This window comes from Shewanella sp. SM95, from assembly GCF_025653595.1.
GTDB lineage: Bacteria > Pseudomonadota > Gammaproteobacteria > Enterobacterales > Shewanellaceae > Shewanella > Shewanella oncorhynchi.
Map to the genome: position 1 here is coordinate 23181 of NZ_JAKKSE010000028.1, position 18688 is coordinate 41868.

General features: G+C 45.1%; 16 protein-coding genes. 10 read left to right on the forward strand and 6 right to left on the reverse strand.

Translation table 11 applies throughout. From position 1 onward, the window contains the following. Positions 1 to 3: 3 nt before the first annotated feature. Positions 4 to 2037, forward strand: a complete 2034-nt coding sequence (locus L5M29_RS20935; RefSeq protein ID WP_263169860.1) for a TRAP transporter permease — start codon at positions 4 to 6, stop codon at positions 2035 to 2037. Positions 2038 to 2082: 45 nt separating this feature from the next. Further along, the gene (locus L5M29_RS20940) at positions 2083 to 2487 is read left to right on the forward strand and encodes a DUF1850 domain-containing protein (RefSeq protein WP_263169861.1); all 405 of its coding nucleotides are present in this window, start codon (positions 2083 to 2085) and stop codon (positions 2485 to 2487) included. On the opposite strand, the gene L5M29_RS20945 is transcribed toward L5M29_RS20940, so the two are convergent. Next, on the reverse strand, positions 2484 to 3203 hold the full coding sequence (locus tag L5M29_RS20945; RefSeq protein ID WP_263169863.1) for a FadR/GntR family transcriptional regulator: 720 nt from the start codon (positions 3201 to 3203) through the stop codon (positions 2484 to 2486). The two genes, L5M29_RS20940 and L5M29_RS20945, sit on opposite strands and share 4 nt — an antisense overlap. A gap of 276 nt (positions 3204 to 3479) precedes the next feature. On the opposite strand from L5M29_RS20945, the gene L5M29_RS20950 reads away from it, so the two are divergent. From L5M29_RS20950 to L5M29_RS20960, 3 genes are all read left to right on the forward strand, one after another. Further along, the gene (locus L5M29_RS20950) at positions 3480 to 4721 is read left to right on the forward strand and encodes an OprD family outer membrane porin (RefSeq protein ID WP_317633259.1); all 1242 of its coding nucleotides are present in this window, start codon (positions 3480 to 3482) and stop codon (positions 4719 to 4721) included. Between the two features lie 650 nt (positions 4722 to 5371). Further along, positions 5372 to 7051 (forward strand): FAD-binding protein, encoded by a 1680-nt coding sequence (locus L5M29_RS20955; RefSeq protein WP_168827782.1) that lies wholly within the window; start codon positions 5372 to 5374, stop codon positions 7049 to 7051. A 69-nt stretch (positions 7052 to 7120) separates the two neighbouring features. Then, positions 7121 to 7465, forward strand: coding sequence for a cytochrome c3 family protein (locus L5M29_RS20960; protein WP_263169867.1), 345 nt, complete (start codon positions 7121 to 7123; stop codon positions 7463 to 7465). 124 nt (positions 7466 to 7589) lie between these two features. Here L5M29_RS20960 and L5M29_RS20965 read toward each other — a convergent pair whose 3' ends face one another. Then, positions 7590 to 8567 (reverse strand): sensor domain-containing diguanylate cyclase, encoded by a 978-nt coding sequence (locus L5M29_RS20965; RefSeq protein ID WP_263169869.1) that lies wholly within the window; start codon positions 8565 to 8567, stop codon positions 7590 to 7592. A gap of 142 nt (positions 8568 to 8709) precedes the next feature. Next, positions 8710 to 9045, reverse strand: coding sequence for an FKBP-type peptidyl-prolyl cis-trans isomerase (locus tag L5M29_RS20970; protein WP_011845636.1), 336 nt, complete (start codon positions 9043 to 9045; stop codon positions 8710 to 8712). Positions 9046 to 9279: 234 nt separating this feature from the next. On the opposite strand from L5M29_RS20970, the gene trxC reads away from it, so the two are divergent. Further along, positions 9280 to 9702, forward strand: a complete 423-nt coding sequence (gene trxC, locus L5M29_RS20975; RefSeq protein ID WP_113939239.1) for a thioredoxin TrxC — start codon at positions 9280 to 9282, stop codon at positions 9700 to 9702. Positions 9703 to 9759: 57 nt separating this feature from the next. Next, positions 9760 to 10194 (forward strand): hypothetical protein, encoded by a 435-nt coding sequence (locus L5M29_RS20980; RefSeq protein ID WP_131524208.1) that lies wholly within the window; start codon positions 9760 to 9762, stop codon positions 10192 to 10194. 164 nt (positions 10195 to 10358) lie between these two features. Here the strand turns inward: L5M29_RS20980 and L5M29_RS20985 are convergent, their stop codons facing one another. Next, positions 10359 to 11759, reverse strand: coding sequence for a DASS family sodium-coupled anion symporter (locus L5M29_RS20985; RefSeq protein WP_168827785.1), 1401 nt, complete (start codon positions 11757 to 11759; stop codon positions 10359 to 10361). 611 nt (positions 11760 to 12370) lie between these two features. Here L5M29_RS20985 and L5M29_RS20990 point away from each other — a divergent pair. Continuing rightward, entirely contained in the window at positions 12371 to 13537 is a 1167-nt protein-coding gene (locus tag L5M29_RS20990) for an MFS transporter (protein WP_198572014.1), read from the forward strand. 261 nt (positions 13538 to 13798) lie between these two features. Then, positions 13799 to 14500 carry a pseudouridine synthase gene (locus tag L5M29_RS20995; RefSeq protein ID WP_263169875.1) on the forward strand — a complete coding sequence of 234 codons (702 nt, stop codon included), beginning with the start codon at positions 13799 to 13801 and terminating at the stop codon, positions 14498 to 14500. 163 nt (positions 14501 to 14663) lie between these two features. Here the strand turns inward: L5M29_RS20995 and L5M29_RS21000 are convergent, their stop codons facing one another. Together L5M29_RS21000 and zntR are read right to left on the reverse strand one after the other, a co-directional pair. Further along, entirely contained in the window at positions 14664 to 16166 is a 1503-nt protein-coding gene (locus L5M29_RS21000) for an SO_0444 family Cu/Zn efflux transporter (protein WP_263169877.1), read from the reverse strand. Between the two features lie 2 nt (positions 16167 to 16168). After that, positions 16169 to 16669 (reverse strand): Zn(2+)-responsive transcriptional regulator, encoded by a 501-nt coding sequence (gene zntR, locus L5M29_RS21005; RefSeq protein WP_263169880.1) that lies wholly within the window; start codon positions 16667 to 16669, stop codon positions 16169 to 16171. A 352-nt stretch (positions 16670 to 17021) separates the two neighbouring features. Here zntR and purH point away from each other — a divergent pair, with 352 nt between their 5' ends. Next, the gene (gene purH / locus L5M29_RS21010; protein ID WP_131524202.1) at positions 17022 to 18620 is read left to right on the forward strand and encodes a bifunctional phosphoribosylaminoimidazolecarboxamide formyltransferase/IMP cyclohydrolase; all 1599 of its coding nucleotides are present in this window, start codon (positions 17022 to 17024) and stop codon (positions 18618 to 18620) included. Positions 18621 to 18688 lie beyond the last annotated feature (68 nt).

Genomic DNA, 18688 nt, shown 5'->3' on the forward strand with positions numbered 1-18688 from the left:
AATATGAGTGATCCCCAACAAGGTCTCAGCGCCAATACTGGCGATTGGCCCAAGGCTCTATTTTATACAGCCTTAATTTTTTCTATTTTTCAAATCATCACTGCCGCTTTTCATCCCGTCTCGACTCAAGTACTGCGTGCCACCCATGTGGGCTTTTTACTGTTAGTGGTTTTTTTAAGTTATCCCGCTAGAGGAAAATCTCAGCCTTGGCAGCCACTCGCTTGGCTACTCGGTCTAGCTGGTATGGCCACAGCGGCTTATCAGTGGTATTTCGAAGCCGACTTAATTCAACGTTCAGGCGATCTGACCGATGCGGATATAGTGATAGGTATCACTTTGATCGTATTAGTGTTTGAAGCAGCGCGCCGAGTCATGGGCTGGGCGCTACCTATCATCTGTAGCATCTTTTTGATGTATGGCTTATTTGGCCAGTATTTACCCGGTGACTTAATGCACCGCGGCTATGGATTCGATCAGATCATCAATCAATTAGCCTTCGGTACCGAAGGGCTATACGGCACACCAACCTATGTATCGGCGACGTATATATTCCTGTTTATTCTCTTCGGCTCCTTTTTAGAACAAGCCGGAATGATCCGTTTATTTACCGACTTTGCCATGGGATTATTTGGCCACAAGCTCGGCGGTCCTGCAAAAGTTGCAGTAGTGTCATCGGCATTGATGGGGACGATTACAGGATCAGGTGTTGCCAACGTGGTCACAACGGGCCAATTTACCATTCCACTCATGAAACGATTCGGTTATCGCCCTGCCTTCGCCGGCGGGGTAGAGGCAACATCGAGTATGGGCAGCCAAATCATGCCGCCGATCATGGGCGCGGTGGCCTTTATCATGGCCGAAACCATTAACGTCCCCTTTATCGAGATAGCCAAAGCGGCATTGATCCCTGCGCTACTTTATTTCTGCTCCGTATTTTGGATGGTGCATTTAGAAGCCAAACGCGCCAATCTCTGTGGCCTGCCTAAAGATCAGTGCCCGAATCCATGGGCGGCAATTAAAGAGCGTTGGTATCTCCTTATCCCTTTGTTTATTTTAGTCTACTTGCTGTTTTCGGGTAGAACGCCGCTGTTCTCAGGCATGGTAGGACTCGCCCTCACATCGATAGTAATTTTAGGCTCAGCCATAGTACTGCGGCTTTCCTCAATGGCGATGCGGATTGCCTTTTGGATTGCCCTTGGCATCCTATGCGCTGGCTTCTTCCAACTCGGGATCGGGGTCGTATTTGGGGTTATCGCCTTATTAGTCGCCATTTGTTGGTTTATTAAAGGCGGCATAGATACTCTCACCATCTGCTTGCATGCACTGGTAGAAGGCGCCCGTCATGCCGTGCCTGTGGGTATCGCCTGCGCTTTAGTCGGTGTGATTATCGGCATAGTGTCACTGACAGGAATTGCCTCGACCTTCGCGAGCTATATTCTTGCCGTTGGCCAAGATAACTTGTTCTTATCACTCGTGTTAACTATGGTCACTTGCCTAGTGCTCGGCATGGGGATCCCCACGATCCCTAACTACATTATTACTAGCTCGATTGCCGCTCCCGCATTACTCGATCTCGGTGTGCCACTGATTGTGTCGCATATGTTTGTATTTTATTTCGGCATCATGGCCGATCTCACGCCTCCCGTTGCCTTAGCCTGTTTTGCCGCGGCGCCAATCGCTAAGGAATCAGGCCTTAAGATCAGCCTTTGGGCAATCCGTATCGCCATTGCAGGTTTTGTGATCCCCTTTATGGCGGTTTACGATCCCGCTTTGATGCTTCAAGGTGATAGCTGGTTAGCCACTGGGTTTGTCTTGCTAAAAGCGACTGTGGGTATTGGTATTTGGGGCGTCATCTTTACCGGATATCTATTACAAAAACTCTACTGGTGGGAACGCGTTATCGGCTTCCTTGCAGGTGCTAGCTTAATTCTTGCTACGCCGTTGAGTGATGAAATTGGCTTTGGGCTCGCGCTGCTATTTATCGTGCAACACAGCTGGCGAGCACGCAAACTCAAACGTCTCGCAGAGCAAGGATAAGCTCTTGAGATTATTGGTCGTTAATCAGTCTTTGAAGGTAAACAGATGCTAGGCCTGTGTTTAGGCCTAGCGGGCACGCTGTGGGCCCAAGTGCCCACAGACAACTTCACCTTGGCATGGAACCACAGCATAGAAAAAATTCGCTGGGAGGAAGACTATAACGTCATGCCACAAGGATTAGTGTTGGTCGAAGCAAGAGTGAAAGGTGCGGGTGCTGGAATGGAAATCCCAGATGATGCTTATCTTAAAAATGGCAGCTGGCATTATCAGCCCAAGCTGCCCATTTTGCCTGTGTTGCGCTTAGGTCGCACGCCCGAAGCAGGGGATTTTGAACTTTGCTTCACTCAAATCTCAGGAAAAGTGCAATGCCAAGCCATGAGTCATTGGATTGGCTTACCCAACAAACAAACAGCCGCGGTTGAACTTTGGGGTTGCAACTCTTTGCCTTAAGCGCGTTTATCCATATATTTACGCTCAATTTCTATTAGGCGCCGATTAAAATCCTCAAGGTGTGCAAACATTTCGGCCTCAGCTTTCGCCCCATCTTTTGCGATAACCGCTTCGACAATGACGTCATGCAAGCCTAAAGGATGAATTTCATCAGTCGGTGGTTGAAACTTAGTCGTTTGATTACTTAATAAAACCAACAAGGATTTTACGATCGCTTCTAAAAAGCGATTTCCAGAAATTTCAGCAAGCAAATAATGTACTTGAGATCGCAATATGACAGTTTCGGGATAAGCCAATGAGTCACTTTCATGACTATTCGCCTCTTGCAAAGCTTTAGCTTGCTCTGGAGTGCAATTTTTAGCAGCCATTCTAGCCACTTGCGGCTCAATCAGCATGCGTGCTTGACACAGTTCAGGAAGGGAAAGTTTCCCCATTAGAAATAAATCTTGGCAAGCATCACTTAAACGTTCAAAGGTTAAGTGCTTAACAAATGCGCCACCTGTTGCACCTTGGCGAATCTCCACTAATCCACCCGCTTCGAGGCTTTTGATCGCCTCTCTCACCACAGTACGGCTAACTTGAAATAATTCTATTAATTCGCGCTCAGAGGGTAATTTATCGCCAGCCTTATATTCGCCATCTAAAATAGCATTTTTCAGTTGCTGCCCGACTTCACTCGATGCTCTTATCTGCTTAATTGGCTTGAAGATATGCACTTGATTATCCCAAATATGCTTAGTGTCGCCATACTAGCATAAAACCGCATTAACGCAGAAAAAGTACTCTCATCTTTCCTACATTAGTGATTAAAAAACATTCATCTTTGTTGATCCAAGTAACATCTGTGCGAATTTCGTAACTAGTTTCTCATATTCATCCTAACTTCGTTGTCGACATTAGTCATACGTCATACATTTAACCTAAGAATGTTAAACATAATTTCTTTAACTAGCTCAGACAATTCTGATCAGGGCTTACTAATAATAGGGAAGATGAGGATGAAAAAATCTTATTTATCTTTGCTTGTGCTATCTACGCTAGCGATTCCAGCTACAGCAGATACCAGCATTGATCAAATGTTTAGCCAAGGTACGTTAAAAGGGGAATTACGCTTATTCGATTTTACCCGTGACTTTGATAATACGACGAACACTAAACACGATACGTCATTTGGCGGACTGTTTTATTACAATACCGCAAAAGTGAATGGCCTCAGTTTTGGGACCAGCTTCGCATCTGCAAATCCCATTTGGACCAATGATTCAGATGATGTCTACGGTCTAGTTGCGCGCGATGCCGCAGGCGACCATGACAACGCCAACCGTTTACAGGAGTATTTTGTCCAAGGTAATTGGTGGGATACTCAATTCAAATTAGGTGCACAAGAACTGCGCACACCAATGATGAATCCCCATGACATTCGTGCGATCCCACGAACTTTTCGCGGCTTTTCAGCAGAAAATAAGAGTGTTGACAATCTAACGTTATCAGCACTCTATATTACAGATTCCATGGGGTGGTCTGACAATAGCTTCGTATCCGTAAAAGAGGCGGTACAAAGCGAATTAGCAAGAGCGGGTATTGTGGCAGATGTTGCCGATAACCCAGTTTATGCCCTAGGTGCTAAATATCAATTGCCCTTTAAAACAGTCCAAACTGAAGCCCATCTTTGGCACTACAGCATGGAAGATGTTTTCAATCAAACCTATGCCAAAGTGAAATTAGCCGCTGATGTTGGTCCAACGAATTTGTACTTAACACCTTCCTATTTAACTCAACAGGCAATAGGTGATGAAACCGGCGGCCCACTCGATACCTATCAATATGGCTTCCATCTTGGCGCCAAATTGGCGGGGGCAGATCTCACTTATATGTACGCCAAAACTGGGGATGACACAGTGCTGACCCCATGGGGCGATGAAAAAGTGGTCATTCAACAGGTATATCAATCTGCACGGGCGAATGAAGAGGTCAACGCGTTAAAGCTGGCCTATGACTTTGAAAAATTAGGGGCGAGTGGATTAGAAGCCTATGCCTTTTATGGGCAGTACGATGTGCCAGAGGGGACTGCGTCAGATTTTAATGAAACAAACTTTTCAATCGCCTATAAATTTTCAGGCATGTTATCGGGCCTAGGTCTTAAGGCGCGTTATGCCATGGTCGATTTTGATCAAGCTGAAGATCTTGACGATCTGCGTTTATATGTCACTTATAAATTTATTTTAGGTAAATAGTCACAAATACAACTCCCCTGCACCAAAACTTATATGGGTGTATCAGCCTTGTTGGATACACCCGGTTTTTACACTGCAAAATGCTCAATCCATTTAAATGTTGCGGTGAATGCGTTGACTTAATTATTGAGATCAAAAATGGAAAAAATAATTTCTTAATTATTCCAGCCATGGCTATTTCATGTGTCTTATTTAGCGGATGCGTAAATAACGATGACTCTAACGCCTCGTTACCACAATTAACTCCCGTAAACCTAGAACACTAAATATATGTAGTGAAATAGCTTAACAACACATATTTTATTTTGATCACTGTATTTAAGAAATACATCTTCCTCAAAAAATTCACTGCATTATTTAATAAAGAAAGTCCTACATTAGCTTGTTTCAAAAAGAATAATCATATTAACAGCTCAAAACTCCAGCATTTTGTGAAGCACTGCAAAGATGTAATTAATACCTCTTTTGGTTTATTGTCATATGTCATACATTTAAACGTATGTTGTTAATGAATGAGAATTTAATCACTTTCACACAACTGCACTTCTAGTTTTTAAAGCAAACAAATCACATGCGGTTATGGCCAGATCCATTGTCGTTGCTAACGATGTCATATCGACCTTAGCAATGAGGACCCAAGGAGTATCAAAATGAGTAAAGAGCATTCACAGAAACCGAAAGAAATCGATCAATACACTGCTAGCGTCCTGCAAAATGGTATATCTCGAAGAAGTTTCCTAACTCGAGCTGCAGTGGGAAGTGGTGGCTTAGCCTTTGCAAGTCTTGGTATTGCTTCAGCGAGTGCGGCACCACTTCAAGTTGGCACTGAATATGGCGAAATTGGCGGCGCAACGCTCAATTTTCTACCTAAGCCAAAACCTATTGCTGATAAAGATATTGCAACAACCCAAACCTTTGATGTTGTTGTCGTCGGTGCAGGAGCTTCTGGTGTGCCTGCGGCACTATCAGCCAGAGAAAGTGGTGCAACCGTTGCGTGTTTACAAAAGCAAGCTATCCCTGTCTCTCAAGGAAACACTGGTTCAGGAATTGACCTGAAAAACAGTGATAAATCAGCAATTGAAGCTTTAGTTAGCCGTTTAATGGCGGATAACGCGCACCGTTCACATCCCGGTCTTCTTAAGCAATGGGCTTACAATTCAGGTGAAGCTGTCACTTGGGTTATCGATAGAGTGAAACAAGGTGGCGGCCAGATTGTTGACCAAGGTACCAAAGTGCAGCACGGTATTCGCGGAATTGCTGATACTGATGACCGTTTAAATTTTATCACTTCTTTCTGCGGCCCTAAACCCTACACCACGGGTGATGCTATGCGCGCATTAGCTAAAACAGCAGAAAAAGCAGGCGTTAAGTTTTTCTTTAATACTCCTGCACAACAATTAATCCAGGATGAGTCAGGAAAAGTCATCGGCGTCATTGCTCAAACTCGTGATGGTAAGTACCACAAATACATGGCGAAGAAAGGTGTCATTCTGTCCTCTGGCGACTATCAAAATAACAAAGCCATGTGTGACTTCTTCATCCCCGAACTGAAAAACTTTGAACGTAAACAAATGGATCGTACCGGTGACGGTTTTGCTATGGCCTATTGGGCTGGCGGCGTTATTGAACCTGTTGGACATACCAAAATGTTGCACGACTTCGATGCCGGCCCGGCATCCATGTGTGACATGCCATTCTTAGCGGTAAACCGTAAAGGTGAGCGCTTTGTGAATGAGAAGGTTGAGATGTCTCTAATGAATAACTACTTGAAAGATGAGCAGAATGCGGGGCATTACTCACAAGTATTTGATTCTGACTATATGACGCAAGCGAAGGATTGGCCTGGCCACCTCTATTCTCCTGAAGAGCTTAAAGTTTACATGCCTGAAGTTCCTGGTGAGAAAACAGGAGTATTTCCCTCTTTGATCAACACCCATTCAGCTAACACATTAGAAGAATTGGCTGTGAAGTTAGAGTGCGATCCAAAAACCTTTGTTGCCAGCGTTAGCCGTTATAACGAGCTGTGCAAAAAAGGTAAAGATGAGGACTTCGGTAAACCTAAAAGCAAAATGGTACCAGTACTCAAACCACCGTTTTACGGTATTCACCGTCGTATGCGTATTTCTACTTTATGTTCAGGAATTCTCGTTAACGACAACCACCAAGTACTTGATGCCGATGGTAAGGAAATTCCAGGTTTATTCATTGTTGGTAACCTAGGCGCAGGTTTCTATGGTGGCGTTGACTACCCATTAACGGTATTTGGCTTGTCTTTAGGTCGCTGCTACACCTTCGGCTATTTAGCTGGCAAATATGTAGCAAAACTATAGAACACATAGTCATCAATAATGGATGCCTCACATTTTGGCATCCTGTGAAATGAATAATGGGATCAAACAATGAAAAACTTAACAATTATATTGGCTATTATTTTGGGTATTTTCGCTGGCAGCGCGTTCGCTAAAGAGAGTACTTTACTCGATCAAACTCATATGGCGAAAGGCCTTAAATGTGCAAGCTGCCATGGTGCAGAAGAACGACAAGCAGTCCCTATGCTCAAGTGTGTACAATGCCACAACACTAAGAAATTAGCGGAAAAAACGGCGGATGTAAAACCAATCAATCCCCATAAAAATCGCCACTTCGACACCGAAACTGATTGCAGTAAGTGCCACCATGTACACAAAAAATCTGAAAACTATTGTGTCAGTTGCCATCAACCATTTAATTTTGTAACTCCATAAGCTGATGACACTAAGCTTAAAAAGCTAAAAACAAAAAACCACCATTAAAGGTGGTTTTTTGTTCTAATAAGGCACTGTAATCAAATCTAAATGAAGTATTACTAAGATCTGCAGGCTTGGATCATTATTCCGACGACTGATAAAAACAATATCCATGCTTTCCTTGGTGTTTCACGCGATACATGGCGGCATCCGCGCGATCACAACTCTCGGCAAAACTATCACCAGAGTCAAATATATCAATACCGATACTCAGGCCTACCTCCACTTCACAACCTTCTAGCAGGAATTTATCTCGATAAACATCGAGCAATGATTGTGCGAGTGCCCCTAAAGATTCATGATCAAATGACGGCAGTAATATCACAAACTCGTCGCCACCTAACCGTGCGATCTGCGCGAATTCACCTGCGTGAGATACCAAAGTATGCGCAACGTGCATCAACAGGCTGTCACCAAACTTATGGCCGTGACGGTCATTTAACGCTTTAAAACCATCAAGGTCGATAAAAAATAACGCACCGCGAATATCTGGTTGCGAAGATTCATCGAATACTTTGGCAATAGCTTGGCGATTCATTAAGTTGGTGAGTGGATCACTGTGGGCTAAACGGGCTAAATCTATTTCGTAGCGCTTTTCTTGAGTAATATCGATATGGCTGCCCATCATTCGCAGTGGTGTTCCATCAGCTAAGCGCTCGACAATACGCCCACGATCGGACACCCAAGTTATGCTGCCATCTTTGTGTAGCATTCTGTGAACTGCTTGATAGTAATCGGCTTGACCATTCACATGATCTTCAAAGGCTTTTATCACCCATTCTTTATCTTCGGGGTGTAATTTACTTTTCCAGATATCAACATGGGCAGCAAACTCTTCAGGACTAAACCCGAGCATTTCACCCCAGCGCATGTTAAATATGGTTAAATTTCCGCTTGGAATATGCTGTTCCCATAGACATAAACCATTACCATCGAGGGCCGCAAAGAGTTTTTCTTCGGCACGATAATTCAACGCCGCTAAATGAGCGTTTTCACTTTTTAGCTGAGCGATCTCAGCCTGAAGTTGCGCAATTAACTCTGCTGCAGTATCCGAAGCCACGACAAATCTCTTTCCATTAAGTGGGAAAATTGAGTCCAGTGTAAATCACCCAATGCCGAAGCAACATAGCGAAGAGTGCAAAATGAGCCAGAATCATATTGGCTCAATTGAGCTTACACAGACTCTCGCAGTCCTGTCACGCTTAGTCGCGAGTCAGCACTTCGAGCAATTCGATCTCAAAGGTGAGATCAGAATTTGGTTTGATATGTGCCCCCACTTGACGCTCGCCATAGGCTAAGTGAGCTGGGACTAACAACTTACGTTTGCCACCCACTTTCATCCCCATAATACCTTGATCCCAGCCTTTAATCACACGGCCAGTACCAATTACACATTGAAACGCCTGACCACGATCATAGGATGAATCGAATTGGGTACCATCCTGCAAAAATCCACGATATTGGGTAGTGATCAGTGCACCTTTTACCGCTTCTTTTCCTTCGCCCACTTGCAGATCGATTACTTCTAATTCAGTCATATCTTCATTCTCTTTTCTTGTTCGCACTTAGGGCGTGATATTCAACTTTGCGCAGGATTTTATCACCGACGAGCGGGCTTGTCGGCGCAATCTAAACATTTCTGCGGCTCGGTTCACTGCTTAATCCTTAATAATAAGGTCATCATGGGCGATAACATCATCACTCGCCCTTTAAATTACTGTCGGTTAGCCCAATATATAAGTCGTATAAACGTTTTATTTTGGAGCTTTGCCATGATTATTGCCTGCCCCCATTGCGATACGTTAAACCGCGTTCCCGATGAGCGTTTAAACCAACAACCCACTTGCGGTAAATGTAAGCTCAGTGTCTTTACGGCTGCGCCAATTGAACTCAATAGCGCAAACTTTGCCAACCATGCTAATAAATCAGAGCTTCCCCTAGTCGTTGACTTTTGGGCCAGCTGGTGTGGGCCCTGTAAAAGTTTTGCGCCCATATTTTCTGCAGCAGCTAAGACATGGGAGCCTCAATTTCGCTTCGGTAAAATCAATACTGAAGAACAACAAGCCCTCGCGGCTCAATTTAATATTCGATCTATTCCAACCTTAATGATTTTTAAACAAGGCCACATACTCGCACAGCAAGCCGGAGCTTTGCCCTCCTCAGCGTTAAACCAATGGTTAAATGCCTATAAATAATAGGATTGAGCTAAGATACAACCGCTCAGCCGAGCTAATTTGTAAAGGTAACGAAAATTGAAAAAAGCAATGTTCTTACTGGGTGCAGTGCTCTTGCTAGTGGTGACAGGATGGGGTTTACAACAACATCTCACAATTGATACTTGTCTCGACAAGGGAGGGACTTGGAACGATGAAACTCAGCAATGCATTCGCCCATTCGAGCAAGGGATAGCCTTTACTCGCAGTGATCATAATTCTGCCGAGCCGCAGACAGCTTATGTTTATCTTTCCGAGAATTTACAGCAAGCAGAAGTGTTTTTTGCCACAACAGATAAGCCTATTATTTTACAAGCAGTTACTGTCACTGAAGGCGATACCACTCCCGTATTATATAAAAATGATATTGAACAGATTGATATCATCAACGTAAAAGAAATCTTTTATCTACGTTATCAACATCAAGCAATTTATAGCGCAAATACTTTTAGTCGCAACTTAACCTCAAATTAAGTGCAAAACATAAGCATAGAGTAAGCTTCGAAACACTAAGCCCAAAAACTCGGTACAACGACTCTGCTAAAAACAAAATGCGTATCCGCCCTATGCTCTTCATAAGGCGAATACTATTCTAGCGGCAACGTTAAAACACAAAGTTTCCATGAACTATATCAGTGTTAAATATCCCAGAAGGTATGGGCGATAATACCCAAGACTATCATACTGATAAAGTTGATGATCATACCCACTCGCACCATTTCCGATTGCTTGATATGGCCAGAACCATAAACAATAGCATTGGGCGGTGTCGCCACCGGCAGCATAAAGGCGCAAGAAGCTGCAATACCAATCAGCACAGATAACATCACAGGCGATATGCCTAATGCCTCAGCAATCGCAGCAAATACAGGCACTAATAGTGCAGCGCTGGCGGTGTTACTGGCAAATTCAGTCAACATCACCACAAAAGCAATCACAGCAAAGACGAACAACGACATGTGAGTGCTACCGAAAATATCTGTCATCCAGTGAGCTAAAAATACGCTGGTGCCAGTGGTTTTTAGTACTGCGCTCAGTGTTAAACCACCACCAAACAATATGAGTACACCCCAATCTGTGGTCGATTCAATTTTCTTCCAGCCGACCAAACCTAAGCCCGAGAGTAAAACGACGGCACCTAAGGCGACTATGGTATCAAACTGAGTGATGCCACCTAATGCCTTAGCTAACGGTACACTGAAAATCCAGCAACATACGGTAGTCAGGAAGATAAGCAGAGTAAATTTCCCCTGAAATGTCAGCTTCTGAGCTTCAACATTCACATCGAATTTGGCAGAAAGATCAGGCTTAAAATACCAATACAAGGCAATCAACATCATAGGTAGCATGAGGATAACGGTTGGAATACCAAACTTCAGCCAATCACTAAAACTTAAGCCCACTTGAGCCGCAGCAATCGCATTCGGTGGGCTCCCCACTAAAGTACCGATACCGCCTATGTTGGCCGAATAGGCAATACCGAGCAGTAAGAATACATAGGTGCTGTGGTATTTTTCGCGGTCGAGCTGCTGCAAAATCCCGAGTGCCAATGGCAACATCATCGCCGTGGTCGCGGTATTGCTGATCCACATCGATAGCAGCGCAGTTACTCCAAACAGCATCAAACAGGCAATACTGAGTTTACCCTTAGAGGCTAGCAGCAGCTTTTGCGCTATGAGGGTATCAATCTTTTGATGATGCAAGGCCGCAGCCAATACGAAACCACCAAAGAATAAGTAAATGATGGGATTGGCAAAGTTACTCATTGCCTCCTTGGTTTCAAACACCCCAAAGAATACGGCGAGTATAGGAACGAGAATCGCAGTGATACTGATGTGAATCGCTTCGGTCAGCCAAAGAATCGCGGCAAAGAACAAAATGGCCAGCCCAGTATTCACCCCTTGTTCGAAAGGTAAACCGTAATAAAGTGCAAATAACAGCACAATATCAGCCACTAGGATCAGCATTTTTTTCTTATCGAGCCCCTCGCTGACGGGAGCTTTATTAGGTGGAGCAGTACTTGAATCTGTTAAAGACATGGTTACAACCTTAATACCATTTTATTTTGACGCAAATTTAGGGCATAGATCACACTTGGCAAAGCGGTTTATTTTGTAATTTTATCACTTGGCAACAACATTTATTGCTGAGCTAGCACGCACAAACGGCCGATTAGCGACAATAATCACCAAATTCTGATCGACACCTTTGTTTTAAAATTTCAAACGGACAAAGATCGAACAAAACCTTGCCCACGTTGTAATTTAATTAATGTTTAAAACTGAGACATAGATCACGCCACACTTTCTACCAAGGTGATAATCAACTAATTAATCATACCTTCTGATCATTGGTAGGATTAGGTATTATTCCCCAAATTTGGCACAAAATTGAATGTGTGTAGCGCTAAATCGAATCTAGGTATCGTTGAATGTGCACTAAAACTGCGACGCAGTGAACAGCAAGCGAACAACACAAACGTATTGCAACAAAGCAACATAGAAAACCCAATATCTACATGAATCGTAAACACAAATATTATTCACCACCACAGTCAATCTAACTCACTTTACCCTGTCAGCGATCCAGCCTAAAGTCGCGACCGCAACCCCGCCAGCTGTATATTATTTGTCTGTTTTCGGAACCGCCCGTGGAAAAAATTGCCTTAACTCAGTCGGCTCAAAAGCCCAGCCTTTTCGTCCCCGTAGCAGGGTTAAGTTTGTTTGCTTTGGCATCAGGCTACTTAATGAGCTTAATCCCACTGTCGCTCACTTTTTTCGAACTCAGCACCTCACTTGCTCCATTACTGGCCAGTATTTTTTATTTAGGTTTATTACTGGGGGCGCCTTGTATTGCTCCTGTTGTTGCCCGTATCGGCCACAGTAAAGCCTTTATCCTTTTTTTGAATATCCTTCTTTGCAGCGTTGTCGCTATGATATTAATCCCCAAAAGTGGAGTCTGGTTAGCCTCTCGACTTATAGCGGGATTTGCGGTTGCAGGGATTTTTGTGGTGGTTGAATCATGGCTATTAATGGCCGATACCCAAAAGCAACGCGCTAAGCGGCTTGGACTTTATATGACAGCGCTTTATGGAGGCACTGCCTTAGGACAATTAGCCATTGATTATTTAGGTACAAAGGGCAATCTACCTTACCTAGTGATCATGGGATTATTAGCCGCGGCAAGTTTACCCGCGCTACTGGTAAAACGCGGTCAACCTCAGGTAAGCGAACAACAATCAATGTCATTGTCTGCGCTAAAAAACCTAAGTCAGCCTGCCATTATGGGATGTTTAGTCTCTGGATTATTGCTTGGCCCTATCTATGGTTTACTTCCCATCTATGTGGCACTGGATATGGGGCTTGATCAGCAAACAGGACAATTTATGGCCCTCATCATAGTGGGTGGCATGCTAGTACAACCTTTAGTCAGTTATTTATCTCCTCGAGTTAATAAAAGTGGCTTGATAGTAAGCTTTTGCCTACTGGGTGTCGCAGCATTATTGCTGCTCACTCAGCATTCAAATATGACGCTGATTATTGGATTTCTATTGCTTGGCGCAAGCGCTTTTGCCCTTTACCCGATTGCAATCAGCTTAGCTTGTGACGACTTGCCTGCTAGCCAAATTGTTTCAGCGACTCAAGTGATGCTGCTGAGCTATTCGGTGGGGTCAGTGATAGGCCCATTAGTGGCCAGCAGTTTTGGCCAAACGGAGTTCGGCTTACTCATGTATTTAGGAATATGCTGTATTCTGAGCAGTATTTACATTTTTGCTCAATTACTTATTAATACTAAGCCAAGTTTTTCCTCGCCTTAACAAGTCCCATAAAATACATTGCACTGCGACTCAATAAGCAGCCACTTAGTAAACGACATGCTCATCGAGTGGCTCAAATAGAAAACATCTGCGGTCAAATCAACACAAAACGAACAGCAAGATGATCCACAAAGGTCATAACGTTAAAAATCAGTACGCTTAGTTTTAACATTCAGACAGGGCAGTTGCTTATCCTCCCTAAGTCGCGATAATGCAGCTTACTTAAACACCTGTGCTGACTGTTTTTCCTGAGATTTCACTATGCGCCTCGACAAATTCCTCTGTAAAAGCACAGATCTTGATCGCAAAGCCGCAAGAGTCGCCATTCTTAGCGACTCAATCACAGTCAATGGCGCTATCGCGACAGACTGCGCGATGCAAGTGCATGAAAATAATACTGTCAGCCTTAATGGAAAGCCGCTAGCGCCACGCCCATCTCGCTATATCATGTTGCACAAACCTGCTAATACCTTGTGCTCAAATGTGGATGGAGCCTACCCTTCGCTATTTCATCTGCTCAATATCGATCGCGCATTTGACCTGCACATCGTTGGCCGCCTAGATGCTGATACCACAGGCTTAGTGCTACTGACTGACGATGGCCGCTGGTCGTTTAATATTATCTCGCCTCAATATCAGTGCGAAAAAATCTATCGTGTCCAACTGCGAGATCCACTCGACAGCGAAGCGACTGCAGCCATAGCCGCAAAGTTTGCCGCAGGGCTAAATCTACAGGGCGAAACCGCCCTCACTCTGCCAGCAACACTGCAGCAAGTGGATGAAAAAACCGTGCTACTCACGCTCACCGAAGGCAAGTTTCATCAAGTCAAAAGGATGTTTGCCGCCGTGGGCAATAAAGTGGTTACCCTACACAGGGCGCAAATTGGCGCAGTGGCCTTAGATATCGATGTAGGGAAATGGCGCAACTTAACCTTGGCGGAGATAAGCTCCTTCACATCCTAATTGATTCACAAGGCTGAAGCAGACAGGCAGCCTACGTTTATCGACGTTAAAAAAGCAAACAAATACTGATAGGTTTGCAAATCAATCCCATAAAAAATCCCAGTGTTAGCAACAACACTGGGATGTTTATGTGTTTGATACTGCTTAGCGGAATATGAATCGACTAAGAACAACAATCGTTGCGGCGAACCCAGCTTCTTGGGATCTTCTCAAAAACCACTTTTGCCATGAGTAACGCCAGCACTATGCCAGAGGTTGCCACTAACCATTGAGGTAACATTTGGTGCTCTTCACCAATTTGTGGCATCACCACAAAACCAAAGGTATTAACCAGATAATTGACCAACATACCGGCCACTAAGGCCACGCCAATCACACCGCCAAGGTAGCCCCACAGCGCACGTTTACCTAGCTCTTTAGCCACTATGCCTAAAGTCGCGATATTGGTTGCCGGACCTGCCATCATAAACACGAGTACAGCACCCGGTGACACACCCGCCAATAATAATCCAGCGGCAATCGGTGTCGATGCGGTCGCGCAAATATACATAGGCACAGAAACGAGCACCATCACTAGCATAGCTAAAATGCCATCGCCCCATTTAGCCAAAAAGTCAGCCGGCACATAGGTTTGTACCAGAGCTGCGAAAAATAAGCCCACCAGCAGCCACAGCGTAGTATCACGCACTAAATCCGTTGCCGCATATTTAAGGCCAATTCCGATACGACTGAGTACCGATTGCGACTTAAATTCAGTCGCCATATCTTGAGTAGACGCACAGCAGCTATCGCCTGCAGTGTTAGCACTAACCTGCTCAGCATCCTTAGCACTGCCACCACAGCAAGCGCCTTTTTTCACCACCACTATTTTTTCAGGCTCTGTGGTTTGACTGCCACAACATGACCCCACGCTTTCTGCTTTAGCAGCGTTAACCTTGACCACAGAACCCATAGTTTGAACAGATCCCATGGTTTGACCGCCAACAGCCATAACACTTGAAGAACCTGCCATTAAGCTCGGCGCCGCCATAGGCGTCATTTTGATCTTCGGCTTTGGCTCGGCTGCAGGTGCATCAACACCGTTATTACCACAGCAGGAAGACTTTACGGGCGTTATCGTAGGCGTAGTCGATGAGCAGCAGCTTTTAACCGCTTCGGCTTTTACCATCTCTGGCTGAGCCACTGATTTTGAGGCACAGCAAGACGCCACTGACGCCTCCCCCTCTTGCTTGGCATCAACCGCTGCGGACTTAACAGCAGGCTTGCCATCGTCATCATCACGCCCTACGAGTAAGCCAGCCACTATCGCACTGGTAATCGCTGCAATCGGTCTGACGATCGCCATAAAGGGGCCGAGTAACACATAAGAAACCGCGATGGAATCGACGCCCGTTTCAGGGGTTGAGACTAAAAAGGAGGTGGTGGCCGCTTTAGATGCACCAGAACGGCGCAGCCCAACTGCTGCGGGAATAACGCCACAAGAACACAAAGGTAAAGGTGCGCCAAGCAGCGCCGCTTTCACTACGGTTTTAAAACCGTGACCACCGAGCTGCTTTTGCATCCACGCCATTGGCACGAATACTTTTAATAACCCAGCTAAAATCAGGCCCAGTAACAACCAAGGCGCCGAGTCTAAAAACAGATCAATAAAATTCTTCAGTAACATAATTAATTCCCTGACTCTTCATTAATGGCTTTGCCGTGATGATTCTGGTGCGCTTGGTACTGATTTACATTATGAGAGCGATGCTCAACGCGTACCCGCTCAGTGCTGGATTCCAACGCCTCTAAAATAGAACAATGTTCGGCGCTACGTGGCCCACCACAGCAAGCATCAGACAAGCTTTGTAAACTCGCTTGAAAATGATTCAGCTCAGCAATTTTGGCCTGTACTTGAGCCAATTTACAATCAACCATGCCTTTTACATCGGCACAGACTCGGTTAGATTTATCGAGTTCAATTGACAGCAATTCACTGATTTCATTGAGGGTAAAACCCACAGCTTTCGCCCGTAAAATAAAGCGTAATCGTGCAGCATCGGCCTCGGTATATACTCGATAGCCAGACTCAGTACGGCTCGACGGCGCGAGTAGGCCGTGCTTCTCGTAGAATCTTAACGTGTCGGCTTTCACCTCACATAAATCCGCCAATTCACCAATACGATACATGTCTTCATCCTTTGCGAAATAACCCACAACTCAGGGATCATTTCCAGCATACAACTCAATAGTGCAAGTATAAACCTTGGAGCCAACTCCAAGGTCAAGAGGTAATTTTAACTTTACTGAAAGCCAACACGGCAATGCCGCTTTGTTCTGAAATGAATATTGTGAAATCACGCAGAAAAAACACCCGTAAATCGAGTTTTACGCTAGAATACGCGCGCTGTGACGAAGGGATAAAAAGTTAGCTAATAAAGTAAAAATAGGACCAAGGGACTTTTGGAAAGCAGTACAGCGTTAAGGCTGTTCTGTTTTCCGAAAGATCCTTGAAACTAAAATAACTGGACCCTGTACCCAAATGACTGCTGCAAATAATGCCAGACCCATTCGTCGCGCGCTGTTAAGCGTTTCAGATAAAACCGGAATTCTCGAGTTCGCCAAAGCACTTCACGCCCAAGGTGTAGAATTGTTATCAACTGGCGGCACCGCTCGCTTGTTAGCGGATAACGGCGTGCCTGTTATCGAAGTATCTGATTACACAGGACACCCTGAGATCATGGACGGTCGCGTTAAGACGCTGCACCCTAAAGTGCACGGCGGCATTTTAGCGCGCCGCGGTCTTGATGAAAGCGTGATGGCCGACAACAATATCAATGCCATCGATCTGGTTGCGGTTAACCTTTATCCCTTCGCTGAAACTGTGGCTAAAGCTGGTTGTACCTTAGAAGACGCTATCGAAAATATCGATATTGGCGGCCCAACTATGGTGCGCGCGGCGGCAAAAAACCACAAAGACGTTACCATAGTCGTTAATGCGGCCGATTACGATCGCGTACTTGCAGAAATGACGGCTAACAATGGCAGCACGACCCATGCGACGCGTTTCGACTTAGCGATTGCGGCTTTTGAGCACACTGCGGGTTACGATGGCATGATCGCCAACTACTTCGGCACTATGGTTCCTGCACACAGCACGGACGAATGCTTTGCTGATTCTAAGTTCCCACGCACGTTCAACACCCAATTAGTGAAGAAACAAGACTTACGCTATGGCGAAAACAGCCATCAAGCAGCGGCTTTCTATGTTGACACTAAAATTGATGAAGCTTCTGTGGCTACCGCGATTCAGTTGCAAGGCAAAGCCTTGTCTTACAACAACATTGCCGATACTGACGCCGCCCTTGAGTGCGTAAAAGAATTCTTGGAACCCGCCTGCGTTATCGTTAAACACGCTAACCCCTGTGGTGTGGCCTTAGGTAAAGACTTACTCGATGCCTATAACCGCGCTTATCAAACTGACCCAACCTCAGCCTTCGGTGGCATTATCGCCTTCAACGGCGAATTAGATGCTGCGACGGCGAGTGCGATCGTTGAGCGTCAATTCGTTGAAGTGATTATCGCCCCAAGCGTCAGCCAAGCGGCGCGCGATGTGGTTGCGAAAAAGACCAACGTACGTTTATTAGAATGTGGTCAGTGGAATACTAAGACCCAAACCTTAGACTACAAACGTGTTAACGGCGGCTTACTGGTGCAAGATCGCGATCAAGGTATGGTCGGTTTAGAAGACATCAAAGTGGTTTCTAAACGTCAACCTACGGCAAGCGAACTGAAAGACTTAATGTTCTGCTGGAAAGTGGCGAAATTCGTTAAATCTAACGCCATCGTTTATGCCAAAGACGGCATGACTATCGGTGTCGGCGCTGGCCAAATGAGCCGCGTTTACAGCGCGAAAATCGCTGGCATCAAGGCCGCCGATGAAGGCTTAGAAGTAGTGAACTCTGTAATGGCATCCGATGCTTTCTTCCCCTTCCGTGACGGTATTGATGCCGCAGCGGCTGCGGGCATTAGCTGCATCATCCAACCGGGCGGCTCAATGCGCGATGCTGAAATCATCGCAGCAGCAGACGAGCACGGCATGGCCATGGTGATGACAGGCATGCGCCACTTCCGTCATTGATAACAACTTAAATCAAACTTGGCCCTAGCGATTAGGGCCTTTTCCTTTGCGATGTGTGGGAGTTTTAA